A 24,237-nucleotide genomic window follows, 5' to 3' on the forward strand; every position below is an offset into this window, starting at 1 on the left:
GGGTAGGCTGAACGATGGCGTGTTGTGAGGTGCTGACAAGGCCCGCACGAGCCGCGTCGTGAGTTCCTGGCACGATCTGCCATACGAGAAAGGTCTTCCGTGACTGTCAACGATCAGGATCCGTACTCGCAAGAGGCTCTCGACAGCGATCCCGAGGAGACCGCGGAGTGGCAGGAGTCGCTCTCGCAGCTCGTCGACTCCCGAGGCTCCGGCCGCGGCCGCGAGATCATGCTGAGCCTGCTGCAGAAGTCGCACGAACTGCAGCTGAATGTGCCGCAGGTCCCGACGACGGACTACATCAACACCATCGCGCCCGACAACGAGCCCGAGTTCCCCGGTGACGAGGAGCTCGAACGCCGCTACCGCCGCTGGATCCGTTGGAACGCCGCCATCACGGTGCACCGCGCGCAGCGACCCGGCATCGGCGTGGGTGGGCACATCTCGACGTACGCGTCGTCGGCCTCGCTCTACGAAGTCGGCTTCAACCACTTCTTCCGGGGCCTCGACGACCCGTCCGGCGGCGACCAGATCTTCATCCAGGGTCACGCCTCCCCCGGCATCTACGCCCGTTCGTTCCTCGAGGGCCGACTCAGCACCGAGCAGCTCGACGGGTTCCGTCAGGAAGCCTCGAAGGCGCCCCACGGCCTGCCGTCGTACCCTCACCCGCGCCTGATGCCGGACTACTGGCAGTTCCCGACCGTGTCGATGGGCCTCGGCCCGATCAACGCGATCTACCAGGCGATGACCAACAAGTACCTCACCAACCGCGGCATCAAGGACCTCTCGGACTCGCATGTCTGGGCCTTCCTCGGTGACGGCGAGATGGACGAGGTCGAAAGCCGCGGTCAGCTGCAGGTGGCGGCCAACGAAGGACTCGACAACCTCACCTTCGTCGTCAACTGCAACCTCCAGCGCCTCGACGGCCCGGTGCGCGGCAACGGCAAGATCATCCAGGAGCTCGAGAGCTTCTTCCGCGGCGCCGGCTGGAACGTCATCAAGGTCGTCTGGGGTCGTGGCTGGGACGAGCTGCTGCAGCAGGACGACGAGGGCGCCCTCGTGCGCCTCATGAACACCACCCCCGACGGCGACTTCCAGACGTACCGCGCCGAGGACGGCAAGTTCATCCGCGACCACTTCTTCGGTCGCGACGAGCGCACCGCCAAGATGGTCGAGGACTGGTCGGACGACGACATCTGGGGCAAGCTCCGCCGCGGCGGCCTGGACTACCAGAAGGTCTACGCGGCCTACAAGACCGCCAAGGCCCACAAGGGTCAGCCGACGGTCATCCTCGCGAAGACCATCAAGGGCTACGGTCTCGGTCACCACTTCGAGGGACGCAACGCGACCCACCAGATGAAGAAGATGACGCTCGAGGACCTCAAGCACTTCCGCGACTCGATGCGCATCCCGATCACCGACGCGCAGCTCGAAGAGAACCCCTACCTGCCGCCGTACTACCACCCCGGCATGGAGGACGACACGATCAAGTACATGGTCGAGCGTCGCCGGAGCCTCGGCGGGTTCCTGCCGGAGCGTCGTACGACGCACGTGCCGATCACCCTCCCCGACGACAAGGCCTACGCCCTGCCGAAGAAGGGCTCCGGCACGCAGGAGATCGCCACGACCATGGCCTTCGTGCGTCTGCTGAAGGACCTGCTGCGGGCGAAGGACTTCGGTCACCGCATCGTGCCGATCATCCCCGACGAGGCGCGCACGTTCGGCATGGACGCGTACTTCCCGACGGCGAAGATCTACAACCCGCACGGCCAGAACTACACCTCGGTCGACCGCGAACTGCTGCTGGCGTACAAGGAGAGCCCGCAGGGCCAGATCCTGCACGTCGGCATCAACGAGGCGGGCGCCGTGGCGGCGTTCACCAACGTGGGGACGTCGTACTCCACGCACGGCGAGCCGCTCATCCCGGTGTACATCTTCTACTCGATGTTCGGCTTCCAGCGCACCGGCGACGCCCAGTGGGCCGCCGGCGACCAGATGGCGCGCGGGTTCATCATCGGCGCGACCGCCGGGCGTACCACGCTCACCGGTGAAGGTCTGCAGCACGCCGACGGTCACTCGCTGCTGCTGGCATCTACCAACCCGGCGACGATCTCCTACGACCCGGCCTTCGGGTACGAGATCGCCCACATCGTGCGCACGGGTCTGGACCGCATGTACGGCGGGAACCACCCCGACCCGAACGTCATGTACTACCTGACGGTGTACAACGAGCCGTACGTGCAGCCCACCGAGCCCGAGGGTGTCGACGTCGACGGCATCGTCCGCGGCATCCACCGCATCTCGGTCGGCGAGGGTGAGGGTCCTCGCACCCAGCTGCTCGCGTCGGGTGTCGGCGTGCAGTGGGCGCTCGAGGCTCAGAACCTGCTCAAGGACGACTGGGGTGTGATCGCCGACGTCTGGTCGGTCACCTCGTGGTCGGAGTTGCGCCGCGACGGCCTCGCCGCCGACGAGCACAACTTCCTGCGTCCGACCGAGGAGCCGCGCACGGCGTACCTCACCGAGAAGCTGCGCGACGCGCAGGGTCCGGTTGTCGCCGTCAGCGACTTCATGCACGCCGTTCAGGACCAGATCCGTCCGTGGGTTCCGCAGCGTTTCGCCACGCTCGGCGCCGATGGCTTCGGCTTCTCCGACACGCGCCCCGCCGCGCGCCGCTTCTTCAAGATCGACGGCCCGTCGATCGTGGTGCGGACGCTGCAGGCGCTGGCCGAGGAAGGCGCCGTCGACCGCGGCCTGTCCGCGCAGGCGATCGACAAGTACCGCCTGTACGACGTCACCGCCGGCACCAGCGGCAACGCGGGCGGCGAAAGCTGATCGACCGCATGGCCCCCCGCCCGACCGCTGCAGAGAAAGCCGAGACGCTCGCCTGGCTGCGACGCATCTCCGGCGATCTCGCGACGGCGACCATCAAGCGCCTGGAGGACACGCTCCCCTGGTACGCGGAGATGCCGCCGGCGCGGCGGTCGGCGGTGGGCCTGGTGGCCCAGGCCGGCATCACGTCGTTCATCCAGTGGTACGACGACCCCACCTCGACCCCCTGGATCGCTGCGGACATCTTCGCCGCGGCTCCCCGCGAACTGCTGCGGAGTGTGAGTCTGACCCAGACGCTGCAGCTCATCCGGGTGACGGTCGCCGTCACCGAGGAGCGGGTCGCGGGCCGGGGCGAGGACGTCGGCGAGGCGATCCTGCTGTACTCGCGGGAGGTCGCGTTCGCCGCGGCCGACGTCTACGCGCGGGCTGCGGAGGCGCGCGGACTGTGGGACGCCCGCCTGGAAGCGCTGGTCGTGGACTCCATCCTCACCGGTGAGACCGACGAGGAACTGCCCAGTCGCATCGCCGCCCTCGGGTGGCACGGTCACGGCGAGGTGGCGGTGCTCGTGGGCACGACGCCGCCGCAGTTCGACGTCGACCAGGTGCGTCGCACCGCCCGCAAGCTCGACGTCGACGTGCTGATCGGTGTGCAGGGCTCGCGCCTCGTGCTCGTGATCGGCCGCTCCGAGCCGCCCGGCCGGGAGGAGGCGCCCGAGAACGAGCTGCCGTTCTCCGAGATCGCGCAGCGCCTGGAGCCGTGCTTCGGCCCCGGGTACCTCGTGCTCGGCCCGGCCGTTCCCGCGCTCGTCGAAGCGAGCCAGAGCGCCCGCGCCGCGCTGGCGGGCTTCGCCGTCGCTCGTGCATGGCGCAACGCGCCTCGGCCCGTCGAGGCCGATGACCTGCTGCCCGAGCGCGCCCTCGCCGGCGACCCCGTGGCGAAGCAGACGCTCGTCGAGCGCATCTACCGGCCGCTGCTGGCGCACAGCACCGATCTCGTTGCGACGCTGTGGAGCTACCTCGACAACGGTCGGTCGCTCGAGGCGACCGCGCGCGAGCTGTTCGTGCACCCGAACACCGTGCGCTATCGGCTCAAGCGGGTATCCGACGTCATCGGCTGGGACGCGACGGGCCCCCGCGAGGCGTTCATCCTGCAGACCGCACTGGTCCTCGGCGCGATCGGCACGGATGCCACCCGTCGGCGCCCGACTCCGCATCGCCGGCAGCACGCCTGAACCCCGCTGAGCTTGTATCGTTCGTACAAGGCTTTTTTCGTTTCTTGTGACGCGTTCGCCAGAGGGCGTCGCGTCGATGTTGGCAGGATGGGTTAAGTGATCATTGCCGTCTTCCCGGGCCAGGGCTCGCAGACCCCGGGGTTCCTCTCCCCCTGGCTCGAGCTCGACGGAGCCCGTGACCGTCTCGCGCAGGCGTCCGATGCCGCGGGGGTCGACCTCGTCGCCGCCGGCACCGAATGGGATGCCGACCGCATCCGCGACACGGCCGTTGCCCAGCCGCTCATCGTGGCCGCAGGTCTGCTGTCGTGGGCCGCGCTCCAGAATGCCGCTCCCGCCGCCCCCGGTGGCGTGGCGGGACACTCGGTGGGCGAGATCACCGCTCTCGTGGCATCCGGTGTGCTGACCGCCGATGACGGCATGCGCCTCGTGGGCATCCGCGGCCGCGCGATGGCCGACGCCGCCGCCCAGGAGCAGACCGGGATGAGTGCCGTGCTCGGCGGTGACCAGGATGCCGTCGTCGCGCGCCTGGGTGAACTCGACCTCACCGCAGCCAACTACAACGGCGGCGGACAGCTCGTCGCCGCCGGCGCCCTCCCGGCACTCGCGGAGCTCGCCGCCGACCCGCCGCGCGCCACCCGCGTGATTCCGTTGCAGGTCGCCGGCGCCTTCCACACGCGGTACATGGTGCCCGCCGTCGAGACGCTGCGCGTCGCCGCGGCCGACGTGCAGCCCCACGACCCGGCGCTGACGCTGTGGACGAACCACGACGGCTCGACCGTGACGGGCGGTCGCGAAGCGCTCGATCTGCTCGTCGCGCAGGTGGCGTCGCCGGTGCGCTGGGACCTGTGCATGGCGTCCTTCGCCGACCACGACGTGACCGGGATCATCGAACTCTCCCCCGCCGGTACGCTGACCGGGCTCGCCAAGCGCGCCCTGCGCGGTGTGCCGACGGTGGCAGTGAAGACACCGGACGACCTCGCCGCAGCTGCGGCGCTCTTGGGAGCATGATCATGAGCGCAACCCTCAACCAGTCCTCCGGCGCCGCGCACACCCGCATCTACGCCTACGGCGCAGCGCGCGGCGAGCTGTCGGTGCCCAACGACGACCTCGTCGGTCCCATCGACTCCAGTGACGAGTGGATCCGCCAGCGCACCGGCATCATCACGCGCACGCGCGCCGTCCCGGAGACCACCGCGGTGGAGCTCGCCACTGACGCCGCCGCCGAGGCCGTGGCACGCTCCGGCGTCGACCCGGCCGCGATCGACGCCGTCATCGTCGCCACCGTGTCGAACCCGAAGCAGACCCCGTCGGTGTCGGCCATCGTCGCCGACCGCATCGGGGCCAACCCCGCCGCGGCCTACGACGTCAACGCCGCGTGCGCCGGATTCGCCTACGCCGTCGCGCAGGCCGACGCCCTCATCCGCGCTGGCGCCGCGCATTACGCCGTCGTCGTCGGCGCCGAGAAGCTCAGCGACATCGTCGACCCCGCCGACCGCTCCATCTCGTTCCTGCTGGGTGACGGCGCGGGCGCGGTGGTCATCGGCCCCAGCGACACCCCCGGCATCGGTCCGACCGTCTGGGGCTCCGACGGCTCGAAGGCCGACGCGGTGGGCATGAACCACACGCTCGTCGACTTCCGCGACGGCAAGGCTCCCTGGCCGACCCTCCGTCAGGAAGGTCCGACGGTCTTCCGCTGGGCGGTGTGGGAGATGGTCAAGGTCGCCCGTCAGGCGTTGGAGGCCGCGGGCATCACCGCCGACGACCTCGCCGCCTTCGTCCCCCACCAGGCGAACATGCGCATCGTCGACGAGTTCGCCAAGCAGCTGAAGCTGCCCGAGTCGGTCGTGATCGCCCGCGACATCGAGACGACGGGCAACACCTCCGCGGCATCCATCCCCCTCGCCACGCATCGCCTGCTCGAGGAGCACCCGGAACTGTCGGGCGGTCTGTCTCTGCAGATCGGCTTCGGCGCCGGCTTGGTGTTCGGCGCGCAGGTGGTCGTGCTCCCCTGAGAGCCGCGACCGCGACTCTAAACTGATCAGCGGCCCGTCCGGGTCGAAGACCCCCGAAGAACAGGAGAAACCCATGGCATTCAGCAACGAAGAGGTCCTCGCCGGGCTCGCAGAGCTCATCACGGACGAGACCGGCATCTCGGCTGACGAGGTCGCGCTGGAGAAGTCGTTCACGGACGACCTCGACATCGACTCGATCTCGATGATGACCATCGTCGTGAACGCCGAGGAGAAGTTCGGCGTGACCATCCCCGACGAAGAGGTCAAGAACCTCAAGACCGTCGGCGATGCCGTCACCTACATCACGTCCAACCAGGCTTGAACGCGGTGGGGGCCTCGCGCCCCCACCGGCTCCGTCGGAGGAAGCACCACATGAGCAGTCCCCGCATCGTCGTGACCGGCATCGGCGCATCGTCGCCGATCGGCGCCACCGCGCCCGAAAGCTGGTCGGCCCTGCTGGCCGGCGCATCAGGCGCGCGCACGCTGGAGTACGACTGGGTCGAGAAGTACCAGTTGCCGGTCACCTTCGCCGCGCAGGCGGCGGTGCGCCCCGACACGGTGCTGGAGCGCCCCGTGTCCAAGCGACTGGACCCCGCGTCGCAGTTCGCGATGGTGGCGGCGATGGAGGCGTGGGCGGATGCCGGTGCGCCCGAGGTCGACCCCGAGCGTCTGGGAGTCGACTTCGCCACGGGTATCGGCGGGGTGTGGACCCTGCTCGACGCCTGGGACACGCTGCGCGAGAAGGGTCCGCGCCGCGTCATGCCGATGACGGTGCCGATGCTCATGCCCAACGCCGCGGCGGGCAACCTCTCCCTGCACTTCGGCGCCCGCGCGTATGCGCGCACGGTCGCCAGCGCCTGCGCCTCGAGCACGGAGTCGATCGTCAACGCGGTCGAGCACATCCGATCGGGCCTGGCAGACGTCGTGATCGCCGGCGGCACCGAGTCGGCGATCCACCCGATCACGATCGCGTCTTTCGCCTCGATGCAGGCGCTCTCGCGTCGCAACGACGACCCCGCGACCGCGTCGCGGCCGGCGAGCATCGACCGTGACGGCTTCGTCATGGGCGAGGGCGCCGGCGTGCTCATCCTCGAGACCGAGGAGCACGCGCGCGCCCGCGGCGCCAAGATCTACGCCGTCGTCGCCGGTGGCGGCGTCACGGCCGATTCGTACCACATCACCGCGAACGACCCCTCGGGTGCCGGCGCCGCCCGTGCCGTGGAGATGGCGCTGCAGCAGGCGGATGCCTCACCCGACGACGTCACGCACATCAACGCGCACGCCACCTCCACTCCCGTCGGCGACCCCAACGAGTACCAGGCGTTGCGCGCGGTGTTCGGGGAGCGCGTCGACGAGATCCCGGTGTCGGCGACGAAGGCCTCCACCGGACACCTGCTCGGCGGCACCGGCGCACTCGAGGCGATCTTCACGGTGCTGGCGCTGCGCGACCGCGTGGCCCCGCCGACGATCAACCTCACCGAGCAGGACCCGGCAGTGCCGTTCCGCCTGTCCGGTGAACCGATGCCCCTCGGCGACGGCGACCACCTCGCGATCAGCAACTCGTTCGGCTTCGGCGGGCACAACGCGGTCGCCGCGTTCCGCACGGCCTGACCCGCGCAGCCAGAAACCACGCCCCCGGGTGCCGATGGCATCCGGGGGCGTTTTCTCGCCAGACGGGGCGGACGCTGTCTCGGCCTCCGGGAGTGCCCACCGATGTCCGATACCCGCGCCGCGCGCCCGTCTGCGTCCGTCAGCCGACCTTGTGCAGCCACACCACCGGCACATCGTCGCCGGCGTGGCGGAACGGCTCGAGCTCTTCGTCCCATGCGGAGCCCAGGGCGACCTGCAGTTCCCGCTGCAGTTCGAACGCGTCGCCTGCGGCGACCTCCATGGCGTAGCGCAGGCGGTCCTCGCCGATCACGACGTTGCCGGCCGTGTCGGTCTGGGCATAGTGGATGCCGAGCCCCGGGGTGTGCAGCCAGCGGCCGCCGTCACTGCGAGGCGTGGGATCTTCACTGACCTCGAAACGCAGATGCTCCCAGCCGCGGATCGCCGTCGCGAGAGCGGCGCCCGTGCCGGCGGGCCCCTCCCAGTAGAACTCGGCGCGTCGACTGCCGGAGAGCACGGGCTGCTCGGCCCACTCGAAGCTGACGGCACGGCCGAGGGCTCGGCCCACCGCCCACTCGAGGTGGGGGCACAACGCGCGCGGCGCTGAGTGAATGAAGATCACTCCGCGCGCTTGTGGTGTCGCCATGATTTCTCCTTCGTCAGGTGCGTCTTCCCCTACGACCTGATGCGGAGTACCGGCGTGCTGTTCGGTTGTGCTGCGGCCATTATCGCCGACCCGCGCGCGGAATCACAAGTGTGTGATGCGGCGGATATCCGCGGGAGGCCGCGCGCACAGGGAGTTGCTCGTAGGGCGGGTGGGACTTGAACCCACGATCGTCGGGTTATGAGCCCGCTGCCTTCACCAGCTTGGCCACCGCCCCTCGCGTTCGAGCCTATCGCGAGGCTGCTCGCGTTCAGACGAGCGGGTCCTCCCCCGCGCCGGCGCCGGCTGCGCCGCTGCCCGCGGTGCCGGAGCTTCCGCGTGTGAACGGCAGTTCCTGGCTCTCGGACATGACCTGCGGGTGGAACCGCGCCAGCGTGGTGACGCCCCAGATGGCGATGGCCCCGGAGATGCCGAACATGACGAAGCCCCACGGCGGCACCGCGGCACCTTCGCCGAGGACCAGCAGGCCGATCATGACGGCGACCATCGGGTCGACCACGGTGAGGCCCGCGATGACGAGATCGGGCGGGCCGGACGAATAGGCGGTCTGCACGAAGTAGGCGCCGAGGGCCGTGCCGCCCAGCAGTGCGATGACGCACAGGACGGTGAGCCACTCGAAGTCACCGGCCTGGATGCGCTTGATCACGATCTTGGCGAGGGTCGCGACGAAGCCGTAGACGATGCCGGCCGCGAGGATGTAGAACAGCGCCCGGATGCCGTGACGCCGCCGCACGAGCAGCCAGAAGCCGACGAGCAGCAGCGCGATCACGGTCAGGACGATGAGCACGATGACGATCTGACGGCTCGTGACGGTCTGCTCGGTGGCGAACAGGGCAGCGACGATCACGAAGGAGAAGATGCCGCCGACGCACGCGACGATGGCCAGCATCGATCGCCTCGTCGGAGCGTGCCCGGAGACCCGTGCGTTCAGCAGCGTCGTGATCACGAGGGCGACGGCACCGAGCGGCTGCACCACGATCAGCGGCGCGACGGCCAGGGCGCCGAGCTGGCAGACGATGGCCAGGCCCAGCATCAGCGTGCCGATCACCCACGACGGGCGCGCCAGCAGCTGCCGGAGCTGACCGCCGGTGAGGCCGGTCGAACCGTCCTTGCCGCTCAGGCGCTCGACCTTCGCGACCCCGCGGTGCTGGTACTGCGCGCCGAAGGACATGAAGACGGCACCGGCCAGCGCGAGCGGGATCCCCAGCAGCAGGCCAGGGTTCTGGAACGCGCCGACGAGCTGATCGCCGACATCCTCGAGACTCCCCGCCCACATCACCACTCGACAATATCGCCACAGTCGCCTGGGTAGGCTCAAGGCGTGGCTGTTCTTCCGATTCGCATCATGGGCGATCCCGTCCTTCACTCCCCCGCCGCCCCTGTCGAGCAGATCACCGATGAGGTGCGCGAGCTCGTCCAGGACATGTTCGAGACGATGGATGCCGCGCCGGGCGTCGGCCTGGCGGCTCCGCAGGTGGGCGTGGCACTTCGCATCTTCACGTACTCGTACGAGGACGACGAGGGCCAGCCCTGGCGCGGGGTGATTCTCAACCCCGAGCTGTGGATGCGGCCGCTGGAGCCCGGCGCGCCCGACCCCGATGAGGAGTCCGAGGGATGCCTGTCGTTCCCCGGCGAGCGGTTCCCGCTGCGTCGCTCGGAGGAGGTGCTGGTCACCGGCATCGACCTCGATGGCGCGCCGGTGCGCATCGAGGTGGACGGCTGGCGTGCCCGCATCCTGCAGCACGAGTTCGATCACCTCGACGGCATCCTGTACGTCGACCGACTGGACGACGGAGACTGGAAGACCGTGCAGAAGATCGCCCGCAAGCGCGGCTGGGGTCGCGCCGGTGCGAGCTGGATGCCCGGAGTCGACGACCTCGAGGGTTGACCTTCCGCTTCCCTCGCGACGGAGTTATCGTTATTCGATAGATTCCGATCGATGCACGAGGGGGTGCGGTGATGGGCGCGGTGGTGATCTTCGCGCTGCGGGCTGTCTTGGCCGTGGCATTCGCAGGTTCCGTCTTCGTTGAGATCGTGATGGTGCCGTTGCTGTGGGCGGACCTCGGCGCGGCGCCGCCGGGGGCACGGCTGACCTTCGTGGTGATCGTCGTGCTCGGCATCGTCTGCCTGCAGGTGTGCGGCGTGTGCATCTGGCAGCTGCTGACGATGGTGCGGCGCGGATCCGTCTTCACTCCGCGGGCGTTCCGCTACGTCGACGTCGTCATCGGCGCGATCCTGTGCGCGGCGGTGCTCGTCTTCGCCGTGGCGGTACTGCTGGCCCCGGGTGAGGTGGCTCCGGGCGTGGTCGCGCTGCTCTGCGGGGCTGCACTCGTGGTGGGTGGTGTGGCGCTTGTGGTCTTCGTGCTGCGGATGCTGCTGGCACAGGCCGTCGAGCGCGAGGCCGAGGCGCGGCGCCTGCGGTCAGAGCTCAGCGAGGTGATCTGATGCCGATCGTCGTCGACATCGACGTGATGCTCGCGCGTCGCAAGATGTCGGTGGCCATGCTGGCCGAGCGCATCGGCATCACTCCGGCCAACCTCGCGGTGCTGAAGAACGGCCGCGCGAAGGCGGTGCGGTTCTCCACGCTCGACGCGCTGTGCGCGGTGCTGGAATGCCAGCCCGGCGACCTGCTGCGCTGGGAGCCGGGACTCGAGCAGGTCGTGTCGACGGATGCGGAGCCCGCTGACGCGAGCGCGTGACCTGCCTTATCCGGTCCGCCGTCGCAACCCCGCTCGCCGGCGGATGGGCCGTCAACGCCGACCTCCCCACGCCCGCGGGTTTCGCCGGTGCCACCCAGTTCGGGCGCCCGGAGGATGTGTCCGGGGTGATCGCCTGCGGCCCCGACCTGGACGAGTTGGCCGAGAGCGTGCGCCCGTACCTCGACGCGGGCTTCACCGATGTCGCCATCGTGCAGGTGGGCGACCAGCAGCAGGACCGTTTCGTGAGCGAGGTCGCCGAGCCGCTGCGGGAAAAGCTCCGCGCACTGTAGAGCACGGCTCGGCGCCACGCTCGCCGCCACACTCGCCGCGACTTTCGCCGCCACGCGGGGGCGAGGCCGGGCATGACGGGCGGTCGGCCGTGTCTGTTCAGAACGGCGCGGGTTCGAAGGCATCGGCGGCGGCGAGGGCGGTGAACTCCAGTACCCGTCGCGGGATGTCGGGGTAGACACGCCCGGTGGGGCTGGTCCATTCCAGGATGCCGTGGAGTTTCTGGAGCACGCACCAGGCGGTGGCGTGCTTCATCGGGTGGTGCCTGGTGCACAGATTCGCGAGGTTGCACAGTGCGGTCGGCCCGCCGTGGGCGGCGTCGTGGGTGTGATCGTGGTCGCAGTGGCGGGCTGGTCTTCGGCAGCCGATGAATCGGCAGTGTTCGTCGCGGGCGTCGAGATGTCGTCGTTGTGCGGCGCTCGGCCGGTAGGTGTCGACCAGTTGCACGGCTCCGGTGGTGGGTGAGGCGAAGATCCGTTCCCAGAGTTCGGCGGTCGCGGCGAGGCGGCGGGCGGTGTCGGGGTCGATGGGCCCGTGTCCGACGAGTTCGGCGGGTGCTGTTCCGGTGCCGGTGAGGGTGTCGAGGGGGATGATCACTTGCACGTGCGCGGTGATCGCTCCGCCGTCGGCAACGGCGCCGGTCTTGGCGGGGGCGGTGGCGCAGCCGGTGAGCAGCAGATCGGTGAGGACATCCGCGCGGACCTGGTCGGTGGTGCGGGTGTCGGTCGCGACGATCTCGGCGGGGTCGGGCGTGGTGGTGTCGGAAGCGTCCGGGCTCGTGGGCCCGGCGTCGGCACTTGCAGCGCCTGCGGGTGCGGTCTCGACCGTGCCGTCCTCGGGGTTCTCAGCGCCAGCGTCACCGTCACCGTCGCGGTCCGCCCGCCCCGCGGCGGCGGCCTCCACGGCGGCCTTGCGTCGCGCGGTGGTGATTTCCCGGGCGTACTCGGTCAACCGGTCCCGAATCGCGTAGGCCAGCACCGCCGGCAGCACCGCCGCGAGTTCGGCCATGCCGTCGTCGAGGTCACGCACCCACACCCGCCGCTGCGCGGTGGCATCGGCGTGGCGTTCCTCCAACGGGACCGGGTGGAGTTTCTGCGCGATCATCGCCACGATCGGTCGCGCCCGCCCGGGGGTCTCCCGCTCACAGACGACCAGCGCGGTCTGCTCGAACCGGGCCCTAGCCTCCGGGTCGTCGATCCGCGCGCCGGCATCCTGAATCAACCGCACATGCCCCATGTCGATCCGCCCGACCCGCAACGCCGCGATGGTCGCGGTGAACCCTGTCACGAGCACCGTGGCGTGGTGCAGGCGGTCCTGCATCACCCGGTCCGATCGCTGCAGCACCGCGCCCACTTCGGCAGCGATCGCCCGCAGCGGCATCTCCCGTTCCCGGCCCGCCGACGACGGCACCCGGGCGGTCTGCTCCGCGGCGATGGCATCCATCCGCGCCAGCAGCTGCAGTTCGTCGGCCTGCAGTGCGGCCATGCGCCGGCGCGTGGCCGCGAGGTCGGACAGCACCGCACCCGGCGACCGGGTGTCGCTGCGGGGGCTGACCGAGGAGGTGTTCATACCCCCAATTCTGCCGACCCCCTCCGACACTGAACCCATCCAAACCCCAGGCCACACGCAAAATGCGGCAAACCGGTGGAAAACTCGCAAAGCACCTGCCTGGGGAGGAAACGCTGCCGGCGAACTCACACCCCTGGTGCCTCGGCGGCATCGGAGACACCATGACAGCAGCGCGGCCAGACGCGACACGGACGGCAGGAGCGGATCATGGCGAAGAAGCAGACGGCGGGACACGAGCGGCTCGGGGAGTTCGCTCCGCAGTTCGCGGCGTTCAACGATGACGTGCTGTTCGGGCAGGTGTGGGCGCGGGAGGAGCAGCTCTCGGCGCACGATCGCAGCATGATCACGATCGCCGCACTCATGTCGTCGGGCGACTTCGCCCAGCTGCGCGCGCACCTCGCGATCGGCAAGGATCACGGCATCTCCCCGCAGGAGACCTCCGAGATCATCACCCACCTCGCGTTCTACTGCGGGTGGCCCAAGGCCTGGAGTGCGTTCCAGCTGGCTAAAGAGATCTACGGCGCCGAGCGCTGAGCACAAGCCAGGGCGCGAACGAAGAGGAGATCACGATGGACGAACCGATCACCACAGGACCGGAGGGCGTCGGCGTCTTCCCCGCCGGCCGGCCGAACGACGCCTTTGCGCAGTACTTCACCGGCCAGAGCTACCTCAGCATGCTGCTGCAGGAACCCATGGCGGTCGCGAACGTCACCTTCGAACCCGGCTGCATCAACCACTGGCACATCCACCACGCCACCTCGGGCGGCGGACAGATCCTGCTGGCCACCGGAGGTCGCGGCTTCTGCCAGATCTGGGGCGAGCCGCCCCGCGAGATGCGCCCCGGCGATGTCGTCTACACGCCCGCGGGCGTGAAGCACTGGCATGGCGCGGCATCCGACTCGTGGTTCTCGCACATCGCCATCGAAGTCCCCGGCGAAGGACTGTCGACCGAGTGGCTCGAACCTGTCGGTGACGCGGATGCCGCTGGCTGAATGCGCGACCACGCATGCCTGTGTTCATCGGAGCGCGACGGGTGGCTTAAGCTAGTCCTTGAGGATCCCGCGTGATCTGCGCGGACCTCAACCGAAGGCCAGGGCTTCCACCCCTGGCCTTCACCTTTTGTCCGGCGACCTTCGAGGATGTCGCCCTGCGCAGCGGGTCAGGGGCTGTCGGTGTCGTCCGGTACCCACACGTCCTCGCCATTGAGCAGCCTCCACTGCTGACGCGGCCCATTCCACTCGCGGGCGACGTCGGTGAGCCAGGCGGTGGAGTCCGGGCCCCAGCCGGCGATGACCGTCGCGTATTCGGCATCGACGTCGATCTGCCTCGTGGCGGCGGAAAGGTACCCCAGCGTCGTGAGGTGCACGGCATCCCAGCGCTGTGCGACTCGTTCCCAATCGGGGATGAGCCACCTGCCGTCTCGACCTGTGACGCGGAACCAATCGTGGCGACGGGACGCCGTCACCTCCATCGGGTACTCACGGCACAAGTCCGCCCAGTTCTCGTCCGAGCCGATCTCGAGGATGCGCCCCGCTCTTCGCACGGGGATGACGGTCGCAACCTCCCAGCCCAGGGTGTCCTCCACCAGTTGGAGTGCATCCAGGACGTGTGCACGGGTGGTGAGAAGCCCACCCGGCAACGACCACCATGTGCCGGAGAAGTTGGCTTGCGGGTCTCTCGGCCGCTCGCGAGCCGCCCTCTCCTCCTCTTCCCGCTGTCCCCTGCTCCACCGCGCGAGAACCGTCGCCGGCGAGCCTTCGATCGGCCCGCTTTCGGTGATGACGTGCCAGTCCACCGCCCACTGCGCCGGTGCCGATGGCGCCGTCAGATCGGAGATCATCGCGACGAGCCTGTCCGCGACCGGCGCCAAAGCGGCCATAACGGAAGGCAGCGCCGCCACGACATCGGCACCATCAGGCTCCTGCCAATATCGAGCGTTCCCCACTGTGCAGCGCATCGCCTCTCGGACCGCGTCCGCCGAGATCGACGTCAGGTCGGCGTTGCGGATCAGCAGGGCGACCTCAGCTTCGGTGAAGACGGGATCTTCGACGAACTCGGTATCGTCCTCGACGAAGCGGATGAGGGCGCCGGGGTGGGGATCGAGCTCGTGCGCGAGCCAGAACAATGCCGACCTCAACGCATCGTCTGTCTGACTGACGTAGTCGAGGCAGAGTCTGCGCCCACGGGGTCCCTGCAGCAGTTCGACGGCGAGCGGCGACGTCATGAGGCGGACTTCCGACGCGGCCTTCGCGGCCGAGCGTGAAGCCACCGGGTCCGAGGGATGCTCATGCACCCGAATCTGTCACAGATGTACGGACGAGAGGTGAGATCCCGCCCACCGACCCTCCCCCGGGCAAGCGAAAGGCCCCCACCCGTGAGGGTGAGGGCCGTTGGCTCCCCGGCTTGGACTCGAACCAAGAACCTATCGGTTTCAACCCGTTCGGGGACAAGAACATCGTACACGGAACCTTCGGTGCGCCTGACCGCGCCGACGTCACACCTCGACCCATCGTCGCGATCGGCGGACGCCGCTGATGCGAATCCCGGCGGACATCCTGGCAAAGCCCGAGTGAAATGGGCAAGGCCTATGCACGCGCATGCGAACTCTGGCATGCAGGAGCGATGGACAACGACGTCATCATCGCTTTTGAGGAATGGATGGGATCGACCAGCCGTGCCGACGGCACGATGCGGCTCCGTCTCCGACACCTGCGCGAACTCGCTTCCACCGTGGACCCGCTCACCGCGACCACCGGGGACCTGGAACGGCTGCTGTTCCGGCGCCGAGAGAACGCCCCCGAAACCCGGAAGTCAGTGCTCTCGTCCTGGCGTCTGTTCTACCGGTTCGCGGTCCGCAAAGGACTCCGCGTCGACGACCCCACCCTCGACATCGAGTCGGTGAAGATCCCCGTCCGGGTGCCGCGCATCGCCCCCGACGACGCGATCACCGCGGCGCTGGCCCGCGCGACCGTGCCGCAGCGCGCGATGATCCTCCTCGCCCGGTACGGATGCCTCCGCCTCACCGAACTCACCACCCTCCACACCCGCGCCCGCGAAGGCGACATGCTCCGCATCGTCGGCAAGGGCGACAAAGAGCGGATGGTCGGTGTGAACGACGAGCTGGCTCACGCGCTCCGCACGATCGAGCTGCAGCAGGGTCCCGGGTTCTACTTCCCCGGCCGTGCGTCACCCCACTTACACCCGCAGTCGGTGCACAAGATCATCTACCGGCTCACCGGCTGCAACCCCCACTCCCTCCGTCACGCCGGCGCGACGGCCGCATACAACGCCACCCGCGACCTCCGTGCCGTGCAAGCGATGCTCGGACACGCTTCGCTCGCCACGACCCAGCGCTACCTCCACCTGGACGCGGAGGCGCTGCGCCGGGTCGCCGCCGCCACGGTCATCCCACGCCGCCCCTTCGCGCTCCACGACGCGACACCGCCTGAGAACGTCGGTGCGGCCGCCTGACGCACGAAACCGCCCAGCGGTAGCCTCGGGCGCATGGACGAGTTCGACGACGTCGCGCAGCCTCGTTGCCCGGAGTGCGGCACAGTGCTGCGGCACGCGCCGAAGGGGTTCGTGTGCGCGACGTGCGGGCTCGCGTTCCTCCCGACCATGCCCTCGCCAGGTGACCCTCGGGCGCAGTGATGTCGGCGTAGGCTTGTAGCTTCTTCGGCCGGGGAAAGGGGACACCCAGCCGATGGGATCGACGCTCGTCACCGATGAGAAGCTGCAGCAGGTGCTGGTGCGGATCCCGCCGTGCACCCTCCCGATGCAGGCGTACGGGCCGCAGCCTGTCGAATGGGCGCGGCGACGCCCGCCGGTGTGGGCGTGGGTGTCGTGGCCGCACAAGCCCGCCGAGCGCGTCGAGGCGTGGGCTGAGGGGTGGAACGATCGCGTCGTGTCGGTCCGTTGGCAGACGCCCGCCGGCGATGTCAGCACCGTCGTGTGGCGCAACGCCGTGACGAAGCGCACCGCCTAGCCCCGCAACGACGAAACGCCCCCCGAGAGCCGACCAGATGGTCGACCCCCGAGGGGCGTTGTCGTTCAGGTGTTGAGTGGCGTCAGGCCGCCCGATGTGAGCAGGAACGGGAACAGCGGTGCGCCGCCGTGCGTGTAGAACCGCGACGTGGTCACCACTGGGGGTGCGTCGGACGGCTCGAGCCCGTACTCGTCGAGACTGTTCACTGCCTGCAGAGTTACGCCGGGCATCACGGTCGCGGGATCTGCACCGAGGTCGCGGAGAAGGTTCACCGTGAACTGCTGCGCTGCGAGCGACACCGTCGTGGATCCCCGGTCGTGGGTGCCGTCGAGCGTCCACGCCCACTGGCATGTGCCGAACCCGACCGTTACCCCGCCGCCGGCATACCGCTGAGCGACGATGCCCCAGGTGAGGTTGCCGTTGCCGGTGTAGTTCTGCCCGTTGTCGTCGGCGTACTTGCCGTTGATGTTGCGGGTGTACGCCGCGAGCACACGCACCGAGCTGGAGGGCTGCGTGGGGCGGATGCTGTCCGCCTCGAACCCGATCGCGTCGACGAGGGTGATGTCTCCGTCGACGAGCGACGAGCCGCCCCAGGTCTTGATCCCGGCGTACGGGTTGCGGACGATGACAGCGTCCTCGTCGTTGATCCCGTTCATCCGGAAGTCGGTGCCCGTGAGCAGCCATTCCGGTTCGCGGTCAGGCCAGCGGGTGTCCTTCCACGTGCCCGTCCACTCCACCGGATCCAGGACGGCGCCAGCCGATCGCGAGAACCCGTTCGGTCCCGGCATGGTGTCTTTGTAGCACCACAGGGTCGCCCGGTCACCGTCGTAGACGTAGCGCGCTTTCCAGAACACCTCGTTACCCGACATGAAGATCGAGCGGCCGGCGTGCTCGTCGCGGAACGACTCCACCGCACGCCGCATCGGCAGCGTCCAGTATTCGTCGTGCCCGGAGGAGATGAACACGTCACCCTTGCCCGCGAGGATCCCGACGCCCTCCTGGTCGAGGTCGACGCAGGAGATGTATTTCATCGAGTACCCGTTGCGCTCGAGGAACCGGATCAACGGCATCTCGCATGCGAACCAGTACGTCTGCGGGACGGTGCCGCGGGTGATGACGGGGCGGTGGTAGTCGACCGCGAACGACCGCTCCATGATGTTGCCGACGCCCGTGCCGGCCCCGTACACGTTGCGACCTGCCGTGTCGGAGGGCGTCCCGTAGTGGTTGTACGCCGCCGCCCACGTCGAGTCCGACGTCTTATAGATCACGTCGACCACGGCAGCGTCGTCCCGGACGACGAACGTCCCGACGTAGAACGCCGGAGCACCGTCGAGGAAGGCGACCGCCAGGTACATGCCCGAGCACGCGTCAGCAGGGATCGCCCACTCCGCGGTCACCGTCCAACCCGTGCAGGTCGTCGCCCCGTTCGAGTTCGGGATCGTGGCCGCTTCGACCTGACTGACGACCGTGTTCGTGATCGTGTCGACGAGCCGGAACCCGTCGCCGCCGTACCAGCCGCACCGGTAGATGCGGACCTCGGTCGACCAGGGTGTCGACATCGAGAACCGGGCCGTCTCCCCCACGTTGTACGAGACGCGGCGGACGAACCCCGCCGCCCACAGGTTCCCGTGCCCCGACAGCCGAATGTCCGCCCACGGGGTGCGCCCGTCGGTGCGTGCGTTCTCGGCGACGATGTCGGTGCTCACGCGTTCTCCCAGATCAGGTCGATCCCGTACCAGGCGCCGGAGTTCTGTCCACCGCCCGCGTTGTTCGCTCCACGAGGGAACCCCTGCTCTGCGAGGTAGACGTCGCCGCCGTTGTCCGCCGACTCCTCGGGCGCCGCGTTGCCGCTCGGAGTGAAGACGTACAGGTTGCCGGATGCCGACCGACAGGTGAGCAGGATGACGTCCGGGGAGTTCGCGCCCGCGGCGACCGCCGACATGGCGATCGGCGCATCGAACAGGACGTCGGTCCAGCTGCCAGCCGTGCGGGCTGTGCTCAGGGTCTTCGTCTGCAGCGCACTCCCCCACGACGCGACGCTGAACGGGAGGACCCCGCCGGTCCAGTCGCGACCGTACGCCTTGACGGTCAGCGCCTCCGTGAGGATCGCACCGCTCGCCCCTGCAGGGATGTAGATCCGAGCGCCCAGCACGCGGATGTTCTTGGTCGCGTAGAAGTGGTTGCCCGACTCCAGCGACCCGCCGCCGTCGGTGCCGACGGCCGCGCCGCTCGTGTGCCAGGTGCCGGAGTTGGGGATGACCTTGCCGCCCCCGCCGCCGCCGCTCGCGCTCACGCTGCCCGTGTAGGTGCGCGAGGTGGATCCTGCGGAGTTCGTGGCCGTGATCGTGAACGAGTACGAGCCCACCGTCGTCGGCGTGCCCGCGAGCGCACCCGTCGTACCGTTCAGGGTGATCCCGTCCGGGAGCGCCCCACCCGTCCGGGCGAACGTGATCGGCGTCGACCCCGTGCGGGCGAGGATCTGGCTGAATGCGACGCCGACCGTCATCGGGTTGAGCGTGGTCGTCGAGATCGCCGGCGCGGACGTCGGCGGCGCGGTCACCTCGCCCTCCGCGAACCAGATGTCCCCGATCGCCATGTTCGCAGGACGGGTGCTGCCACCCACCCAGAACACGCACGCCGCGCCAGCCGGTCGCGGCTCGTTACCGGTGATGACCTGGACGAACACGGCCACGCGACCGGCGAGCGTCGACTCGGCGGCCTCAGCGCGCGCCGCGGCCGCCTCCGCCGCGGCGACGTACTGAGCGATCGACGTCATCGGAGTGAGCAGCGTCCCCGAACGCACGACCACCTGCAGCTCGCCCGTCGTGACCCGGAACGGCGGGTAGATGCCCATCGGGGACGAGACGAGCTTCGCCATCGGCACGCCCTGCAGATCCGTCAGGGGCAGCGGGTTCGCGAAGGTGGTGTCTGCCATGGCGTACACCTGAGCCTCGGCGCCGCGCACGACGACGCCGTTCTCGGTTACCGCGAGCGTTGCAGGGAAGTGGTCGATGATCGCCACGGGGCGCTCCTCTCAGGAGGGTTCAGATATCGGTGCGAGCGGGATCGACCGCGCGGGTCGGGTCCGCCGGCAGGGTCGCGAGGATGAGTCGCAGCAGCGAAGTGAGAGAGGCGAGGACCGACGCCTGCAGCACGACGCTCCAGTCGACGTCGGTCAGCAGAGTCGCACCGACGAAACCGGACACGAGCGCCTGCGCGAACGTCTTCACGACGCGCTCGACCGCAGCGAGCCACCACGGCAGGTTCACGCCGGATGCCTCCGGGAGGCCGGCGAGGGACGTCGCGATCGACGCGACGAACCCGAGCGCGCCGGCGAGAGTGATCGTCGTCCACGGCACGTCGCTGATCAGCGCCCCACCGAGGTAGGGCAGAGCGATCGCGATCGCGGTGTACAGGGCGCGCAGTGCGGCGGCCTTCCACCATTCGATGCTGGTCAGATTGGTCACGGTTCCTCCTCGGGAACGGGTTGTGTGTCTTCTACGTCGCCCAGTGGCGACAGGTGTGTGAGGCCGAGTCGCTTCAGGACCGGCAACGGGAGTTCGGGCATCGGGCCCGAACGGTTACGGAAGTTCCACAGCCACAGCTGCGTCTCCCGTGCGCGGATCGCATCGTTCATCTCGTGCGATTCGTCCTTGACCTTTTTGAGCTCCGCGCGAAGGTCAGTCACCTGCTGCTGCAGGTCCGCGACGGCAGCCTTCGTCTCGTCAGCGACGACGCCGTTCACGTACTCCTGGAACGCCTTCTGCCCGTCGAGGAACGCGGACGTAGCGGCCGCCTCAACCTCGGTTTCTTTGGTGGCCGCGTCGACCTTCTTCCCGCGGAACGCGGCCCACGCAGTACCGAAACCGATGATCAGCGCGACCAACCCGGTGAAGATCTGGCCCCAAAGTTCCATCAGCTGTGCCCCTCCCGAGTGAGGGAATCGATCGCCTCCTGCGCCCGTGCCCGGGCGCGCCGCCGGGCGCGACGTTCACGGCCCAGGCGGAACAGGTTCCACACGGGCAGGACCAGCAACGCTGTGAACGCGAGCGCGACGATCCACCGCTCCCCGATCCCCCGGAGGTTCAGCACCCACATCGCCGCCGCGTATCCGCCGATCACGACGAGCATCAGCACCTTGCCGATCGCCTCCGCGACCCACAGCCGGGGGAACGCGATCCCAGCGAACGCGAGTACACCCGCGACGAACAGCACCGCGCCCGCGTAGGACGAGACGTCGGCGTCGAAGATCACCTCGAAGCTCGGCATCCCGAGCAGCATCCCGGCGAACCCGGCGCCGGCCATGAACGCGTCGAACGTCGGCAGCGCGTACCGCTTCAGCTCGCGATCGGTGGCGCTGTCCGAAGATGTGAAGGCGTCCTCACTCCAGATCGTCTGCGCCCACAGCGCACGCATCACCCGTTACCGAGGCGCGTACGCTGCCGGCGGTCGATCTCGTCGTTGACGGCCTTGGCGATCTTCACGAGGTCCTCGGCCGGGAGCGCGGTCAAGGTGACCGCGCCGCCGCCGCCCTTGCTCAGTGCGTCTCCGAGCTGGTCGAGCTTCTGGTTCGCGGCCTTCGCGTTATCGCGCGCGCTGACAGCCGACCCGAGGATGCCGATCTTCGGATCCTGGATCGCGTTGTCGATCTTCGTCACCGCTCCGGCGAGCTCGCTGACCCGACGGTTGACCTCCTCGCTCGCGTTGCGCGCGCGAATGATGCCGTCGTGAGCACCGATGGTCCCGTCGTTGAAGATGTTGAGGATCTTGGTGAGGTCGCTCTTGATCTGGTTGATGTCTTCCTGGCTCATTTCGTCCTCCTCGGGGAACGGGGTGTATCCGCCGCCCGCCGTGGTGGCGAGGGCTGCGCGGATGGTGTCGGTCGGGTCGTAGAAGTCCGTCAGCTTGCGCGTCGGGGGGTAGGTCCAGGCCGCGCCGGGAATGTCCGACTCGACGAGGTGCACGTGCTGTCCGCCCCACGACGTGCCGGGGAACTCGACGTGCGAGCGTGGGAGAGTCGCAGGGCCCTTGGCTACGCGGCCTACCCATCCACCGAACGCGATTTCCGCGCCGCGTGCCGGGGACGCTTTCGCGAGATGGCAGTAGGTGAGATACCGCTTGCGGGAGCGCCGCGTATCGATCTCGACACACCGCCCCATCAGGGGCGTATCGACCACCTGATTCACACGGCCCGAGGTGAGGCTCGGGATATCGCCGACCGCCGGGTTGTCATGGCCGATGTGCCGGCCGGGGACGATCAGATACCCACTCATCCGATACCCGAACTCGCGCCCTCGCGCGTAGCTACCCCAGAAACTAGCGATGCTCATGGGTCCCCTCCTCCTCAGATAGCGAGAGCCCCCACGGCGTGGAGGCTCGGGACTGCGTCGCCGTGGTTACGGGTAGGCGATCCAGTAGAAGATGATCGGGTTGTTCGCGAGCGCGCCCCCGGTCGTCGTGTTGAAGACAAGGAACTGAATCTGCGTCTCGTTGGCAACGACGAACGAGATCTTCCGCTGCCCCGGGATCGCGTACGAGTTCGTGTCCTGCGCGGAGACGAACGTCGGCACCACGCCGAGCCCGTGGTCGACGGTGACGGTCCCGGACGCGCTCGTCGGTCCCTCGTACCGGCCCCGCACGGGCTCCTTCGTCGGAGAGGAGCTCACCCATGCCGGGTTCCCCTGCGGGTCGATGATCCGCTTCCAGTCGATGCCGTTGATCCGCAGCGCCGTGCCGACACGGCTGAGGTACTGCATCACGAGCGCGTCGTGCGCGAAGGTGCCGCCGTCGCCGCCCCACACCCGCAGGTCGACGATCTCCGCGACCTGCGACTGCCCCGCCTGCACACGCACCAGCGCGACGGGCTGCTCGTCGAGCGTCCCCGGAGTCTGCGCACGGCCGCCGGGGAGAGCACGCGTGGCTGAGCCCGTGACGACCGCGAACGACGTCGTGTTGGTGCCCCAGTTGCGACGAGCGACGACCAGATCCCAGCGGGATCCCGACGCCACCGTCGCGAGCGACAGCACCGTCTCCGTCGACGAGTTGTCCAGGACACCATGCCCGAACCCGCGCCCCGCAGCGACCCGCACCTGACGGTCGGCGCCACCGACGGTCACCCGCCAGTCACCCGGCCCGGCTACGCCATACTGCCGGCCGCCGACGAGCGGCATCATCTCAGCCCACTGCGCCTCGTAGATCGTGCCTTCGTACCCGACACTCGTGATCGCCATGGCTACCTTCTCCCCTGATCTCTGACGCCCTCCGCGAGGCGGGCAATGCTCTGCGCGATGCGCACTTCCACGTCGGCGTCGACGTCGAGATCCCCGACGTGCGGGACCACCACGACGCCGTCCTCCGGGTCCTCCGTCACCGACACCGCTGTGATCTGCTGCAGCTCATCGACCGGCCCGAGCCTCGTGTGGATCAGGTCGCCCTCGACGTACCCGTCGCCGTACCGGAGGAGGTCCGACTCCATCAGGTCGACCGACAGCGCCGCGCGAGGCCCACCCTCCCGCAGTGCCTCAGCACCGTCGACGGTCAGGTCCGACCCCTCGTCGGTGTTCCTCGCGTCGACGAACGTCTCGATGATGTCGCCCCAGTCCGATTCGCGAACCGTGTCGATCACGCGCACCAGCTGCCGGGCCTCACCCTCACCGCGCCCGCCCACGATCACTCGTGTCGCCGTCGGCGCGGTGGGCTTGAACTTGTACCCGTCGGCCACGCCCGACTCGATCGTCAACACACCCGGGACCGTCGCGGCCTGACGGATGTCGACGACCACGCCGGAACCGGTGTGCGCCAGCGTGAGCACCATCCGGTTCGCCTCGAGGATCGGCATCAGCTTGTCCGCGAGCGGATGGAACCTGAACTCCGCCCGCGCCGGCAACCCACGACCGAGCGTCGGAGCGACCGTCCACGGCACCCCGAGCCGGGCGAAGTTCTCCGCCAGCGCGGCCTTCACGACCGTCTCGGCCGGCCCGGAGTAGTTCCGGTAGGCGACGTTCTGAGCGCCGATACCCGCAGTCGGGACCGGCCAGCCCTGCCAATCCCAAATCTTCCGCATATCGCTTTCCACGGTCGCTGAGACCTGACCGAACGGGCCCTCCCCCTGCGCCTCACGGATCCGACCCCGGAAACGTTCGTCACCGCGGAACCACACCCCGCACCGCGCGCCCTTCGCCGTCAACATCGGCAGAGCCGGATCGTCGTCGTCGAGCACGAACGATGCCGTCGAGATCCCGTTCGGCACGAGGTCCGCCTCCGCCTGCAGACCCGACAGCGTCAGCTCGTACTGGTTCGCCTTGTTGAACACCACGAACCGCAGACCGTCGTCGGTGCTCACGCGTACCTCCTT

Annotated in this window: 27 protein-coding genes and 1 tRNA gene; 15 read left to right on the forward strand and 13 right to left on the reverse strand. The window is 69.0% G+C overall.

Features of this window, described 5'->3' with window-relative positions; all coding sequences use genetic code 11:
* Positions 1-99: 99 nt before the first annotated feature.
* From aceE to ACFVR6_RS03520, 6 genes are all read left to right on the forward strand, one after another.
* Entirely contained in the window at positions 100-2,829 is a 2,730-nt protein-coding gene (aceE, locus tag ACFVR6_RS03495; protein WP_386958887.1) for a pyruvate dehydrogenase (acetyl-transferring), homodimeric type, read from the forward strand.
* 8 nt (positions 2,830-2,837) lie between these two features.
* Complete coding sequence (locus ACFVR6_RS03500) at positions 2,838-4,058, forward strand: PucR family transcriptional regulator (protein ID WP_386958889.1); 1,221 nt, start codon at positions 2,838-2,840, stop codon at positions 4,056-4,058.
* A 96-nt stretch (positions 4,059-4,154) separates the two neighbouring features.
* On the forward strand, positions 4,155-5,066 hold the full coding sequence (locus tag ACFVR6_RS03505) for an ACP S-malonyltransferase (protein WP_386958891.1): 912 nt from the start codon (positions 4,155-4,157) through the stop codon (positions 5,064-5,066).
* Positions 5,067-5,068: 2 nt separating this feature from the next.
* The gene (locus tag ACFVR6_RS03510; protein ID WP_386958893.1) at positions 5,069-6,070 is read left to right on the forward strand and encodes a beta-ketoacyl-ACP synthase III; all 1,002 of its coding nucleotides are present in this window, start codon (positions 5,069-5,071) and stop codon (positions 6,068-6,070) included.
* Between the two features lie 73 nt (positions 6,071-6,143).
* On the forward strand, positions 6,144-6,392 hold the full coding sequence (locus tag ACFVR6_RS03515) for an acyl carrier protein (RefSeq protein ID WP_386958895.1): 249 nt from the start codon (positions 6,144-6,146) through the stop codon (positions 6,390-6,392).
* Between the two features lie 50 nt (positions 6,393-6,442).
* Positions 6,443-7,681, forward strand: coding sequence for a beta-ketoacyl-[acyl-carrier-protein] synthase family protein (locus ACFVR6_RS03520; RefSeq protein WP_386958897.1), 1,239 nt, complete (start codon positions 6,443-6,445; stop codon positions 7,679-7,681).
* Between the two features lie 139 nt (positions 7,682-7,820).
* Here ACFVR6_RS03520 and ACFVR6_RS03525 read toward each other — a convergent pair whose 3' ends face one another.
* From ACFVR6_RS03525 to ACFVR6_RS03535, 3 genes are all read right to left on the reverse strand, one after another.
* Positions 7,821-8,324 carry a DUF3145 domain-containing protein gene (locus ACFVR6_RS03525; RefSeq protein ID WP_386958899.1) on the reverse strand — a complete coding sequence of 168 codons (504 nt, stop codon included), beginning with the start codon at positions 8,322-8,324 and terminating at the stop codon, positions 7,821-7,823.
* Between the two features lie 161 nt (positions 8,325-8,485).
* Positions 8,486-8,559: transfer RNA gene (locus ACFVR6_RS03530), tRNA-Ile, on the reverse strand.
* Positions 8,560-8,592: 33 nt separating this feature from the next.
* On the reverse strand, positions 8,593-9,618 hold the full coding sequence (locus ACFVR6_RS03535; protein WP_386960227.1) for a DMT family transporter: 1,026 nt from the start codon (positions 9,616-9,618) through the stop codon (positions 8,593-8,595).
* A gap of 45 nt (positions 9,619-9,663) precedes the next feature.
* On the opposite strand from ACFVR6_RS03535, the gene def reads away from it, so the two are divergent.
* From def to ACFVR6_RS03555, 4 genes are all read left to right on the forward strand, one after another.
* Positions 9,664-10,230, forward strand: a complete 567-nt coding sequence (def, locus tag ACFVR6_RS03540; protein WP_386958901.1) for a peptide deformylase — start codon at positions 9,664-9,666, stop codon at positions 10,228-10,230.
* Positions 10,231-10,301: 71 nt separating this feature from the next.
* Positions 10,302-10,787 carry a DUF2975 domain-containing protein gene (locus ACFVR6_RS03545; protein WP_386958903.1) on the forward strand — a complete coding sequence of 162 codons (486 nt, stop codon included), beginning with the start codon at positions 10,302-10,304 and terminating at the stop codon, positions 10,785-10,787.
* Positions 10,787-11,041: a helix-turn-helix domain-containing protein gene (locus ACFVR6_RS03550; RefSeq protein ID WP_386958905.1), complete on the forward strand. Its 255-nt coding sequence runs from the start codon at positions 10,787-10,789 to the stop codon at positions 11,039-11,041. Before ACFVR6_RS03545 ends, ACFVR6_RS03550 begins: the two co-directional genes overlap by 1 nt.
* A complete protein-coding gene (locus ACFVR6_RS03555) occupies positions 11,038-11,331 on the forward strand; it encodes a hypothetical protein (protein ID WP_386958907.1) in 294 nt (97 codons plus the stop codon). Before ACFVR6_RS03550 ends, ACFVR6_RS03555 begins: the two co-directional genes overlap by 4 nt.
* 97 nt (positions 11,332-11,428) lie before the next feature.
* Here the strand turns inward: ACFVR6_RS03555 and ACFVR6_RS03560 are convergent, their stop codons facing one another.
* Positions 11,429-12,898 carry an HNH endonuclease signature motif containing protein gene (locus ACFVR6_RS03560; protein ID WP_386958909.1) on the reverse strand — a complete coding sequence of 490 codons (1,470 nt, stop codon included), beginning with the start codon at positions 12,896-12,898 and terminating at the stop codon, positions 11,429-11,431.
* Between the two features lie 207 nt (positions 12,899-13,105).
* On the opposite strand from ACFVR6_RS03560, the gene ACFVR6_RS03565 reads away from it, so the two are divergent.
* Together ACFVR6_RS03565 and ACFVR6_RS03570 are read left to right on the forward strand one after the other, a co-directional pair.
* A complete protein-coding gene (locus tag ACFVR6_RS03565; protein ID WP_386958911.1) occupies positions 13,106-13,432 on the forward strand; it encodes a carboxymuconolactone decarboxylase family protein in 327 nt (108 codons plus the stop codon).
* A gap of 35 nt (positions 13,433-13,467) precedes the next feature.
* The gene (locus tag ACFVR6_RS03570; RefSeq protein WP_386958913.1) at positions 13,468-13,890 is read left to right on the forward strand and encodes a cupin domain-containing protein; all 423 of its coding nucleotides are present in this window, start codon (positions 13,468-13,470) and stop codon (positions 13,888-13,890) included.
* Between the two features lie 167 nt (positions 13,891-14,057).
* Here the strand turns inward: ACFVR6_RS03570 and ACFVR6_RS03575 are convergent, their stop codons facing one another.
* Complete coding sequence (locus tag ACFVR6_RS03575; RefSeq protein WP_386958915.1) at positions 14,058-15,122, reverse strand: hypothetical protein; 1,065 nt, start codon at positions 15,120-15,122, stop codon at positions 14,058-14,060.
* A 398-nt stretch (positions 15,123-15,520) separates the two neighbouring features.
* On the opposite strand from ACFVR6_RS03575, the gene ACFVR6_RS03580 reads away from it, so the two are divergent.
* From ACFVR6_RS03580 to ACFVR6_RS03590, 3 genes are read left to right on the forward strand one after another with little or no spacing between them, the layout of a single operon-like run.
* Positions 15,521-16,369: a tyrosine-type recombinase/integrase gene (locus ACFVR6_RS03580; protein ID WP_386958917.1), complete on the forward strand. Its 849-nt coding sequence runs from the start codon at positions 15,521-15,523 to the stop codon at positions 16,367-16,369.
* A gap of 33 nt (positions 16,370-16,402) precedes the next feature.
* Complete coding sequence (locus tag ACFVR6_RS03585; protein WP_386958919.1) at positions 16,403-16,549, forward strand: hypothetical protein; 147 nt, start codon at positions 16,403-16,405, stop codon at positions 16,547-16,549.
* Positions 16,550-16,601: 52 nt separating this feature from the next.
* Positions 16,602-16,883 carry a hypothetical protein gene (locus ACFVR6_RS03590; protein WP_386958921.1) on the forward strand — a complete coding sequence of 94 codons (282 nt, stop codon included), beginning with the start codon at positions 16,602-16,604 and terminating at the stop codon, positions 16,881-16,883.
* A gap of 65 nt (positions 16,884-16,948) precedes the next feature.
* Here ACFVR6_RS03590 and ACFVR6_RS03595 read toward each other — a convergent pair whose 3' ends face one another.
* From ACFVR6_RS03595 to ACFVR6_RS03630, 8 genes are all read right to left on the reverse strand, one after another.
* Positions 16,949-18,589, reverse strand: a complete 1,641-nt coding sequence (locus ACFVR6_RS03595) for a N,N-dimethylformamidase beta subunit family domain-containing protein (protein ID WP_386958923.1) — start codon at positions 18,587-18,589, stop codon at positions 16,949-16,951.
* Positions 18,586-19,905 carry an Ig domain-containing protein gene (locus tag ACFVR6_RS03600; protein WP_386958925.1) on the reverse strand — a complete coding sequence of 440 codons (1,320 nt, stop codon included), beginning with the start codon at positions 19,903-19,905 and terminating at the stop codon, positions 18,586-18,588. Before ACFVR6_RS03600 ends, ACFVR6_RS03595 begins: the two co-directional genes overlap by 4 nt.
* 22 nt (positions 19,906-19,927) lie before the next feature.
* Entirely contained in the window at positions 19,928-20,350 is a 423-nt protein-coding gene (locus tag ACFVR6_RS03605) for a holin (RefSeq protein ID WP_386958927.1), read from the reverse strand.
* Entirely contained in the window at positions 20,347-20,799 is a 453-nt protein-coding gene (locus ACFVR6_RS03610) for a hypothetical protein (protein ID WP_386958929.1), read from the reverse strand. The genes ACFVR6_RS03605 and ACFVR6_RS03610 overlap by 4 nt, the downstream gene beginning before the upstream one ends.
* Complete coding sequence (locus ACFVR6_RS03615; RefSeq protein WP_386958931.1) at positions 20,799-21,299, reverse strand: hypothetical protein; 501 nt, start codon at positions 21,297-21,299, stop codon at positions 20,799-20,801. The genes ACFVR6_RS03610 and ACFVR6_RS03615 overlap by 1 nt, the downstream gene beginning before the upstream one ends.
* A complete protein-coding gene (locus ACFVR6_RS03620) occupies positions 21,299-22,213 on the reverse strand; it encodes a hypothetical protein (protein WP_386958933.1) in 915 nt (304 codons plus the stop codon). The genes ACFVR6_RS03615 and ACFVR6_RS03620 overlap by 1 nt, the downstream gene beginning before the upstream one ends.
* A 66-nt stretch (positions 22,214-22,279) precedes the next feature.
* The gene (locus ACFVR6_RS03625) at positions 22,280-23,113 is read right to left on the reverse strand and encodes a hypothetical protein (RefSeq protein ID WP_386958935.1); all 834 of its coding nucleotides are present in this window, start codon (positions 23,111-23,113) and stop codon (positions 22,280-22,282) included.
* Between the two features lie 2 nt (positions 23,114-23,115).
* Positions 23,116-24,225 carry a Gp37-like protein gene (locus ACFVR6_RS03630; protein ID WP_386958937.1) on the reverse strand — a complete coding sequence of 370 codons (1,110 nt, stop codon included), beginning with the start codon at positions 24,223-24,225 and terminating at the stop codon, positions 23,116-23,118.
* Between the last annotated feature and the right edge of the window lie 12 nt (positions 24,226-24,237).

Origin of the sequence: Microbacterium sp. NPDC058021 (genome assembly GCF_042885955.1) — a bacterium.
In the GTDB taxonomy this organism is placed as follows: domain Bacteria; phylum Actinomycetota; class Actinomycetes; order Actinomycetales; family Microbacteriaceae; genus Microbacterium.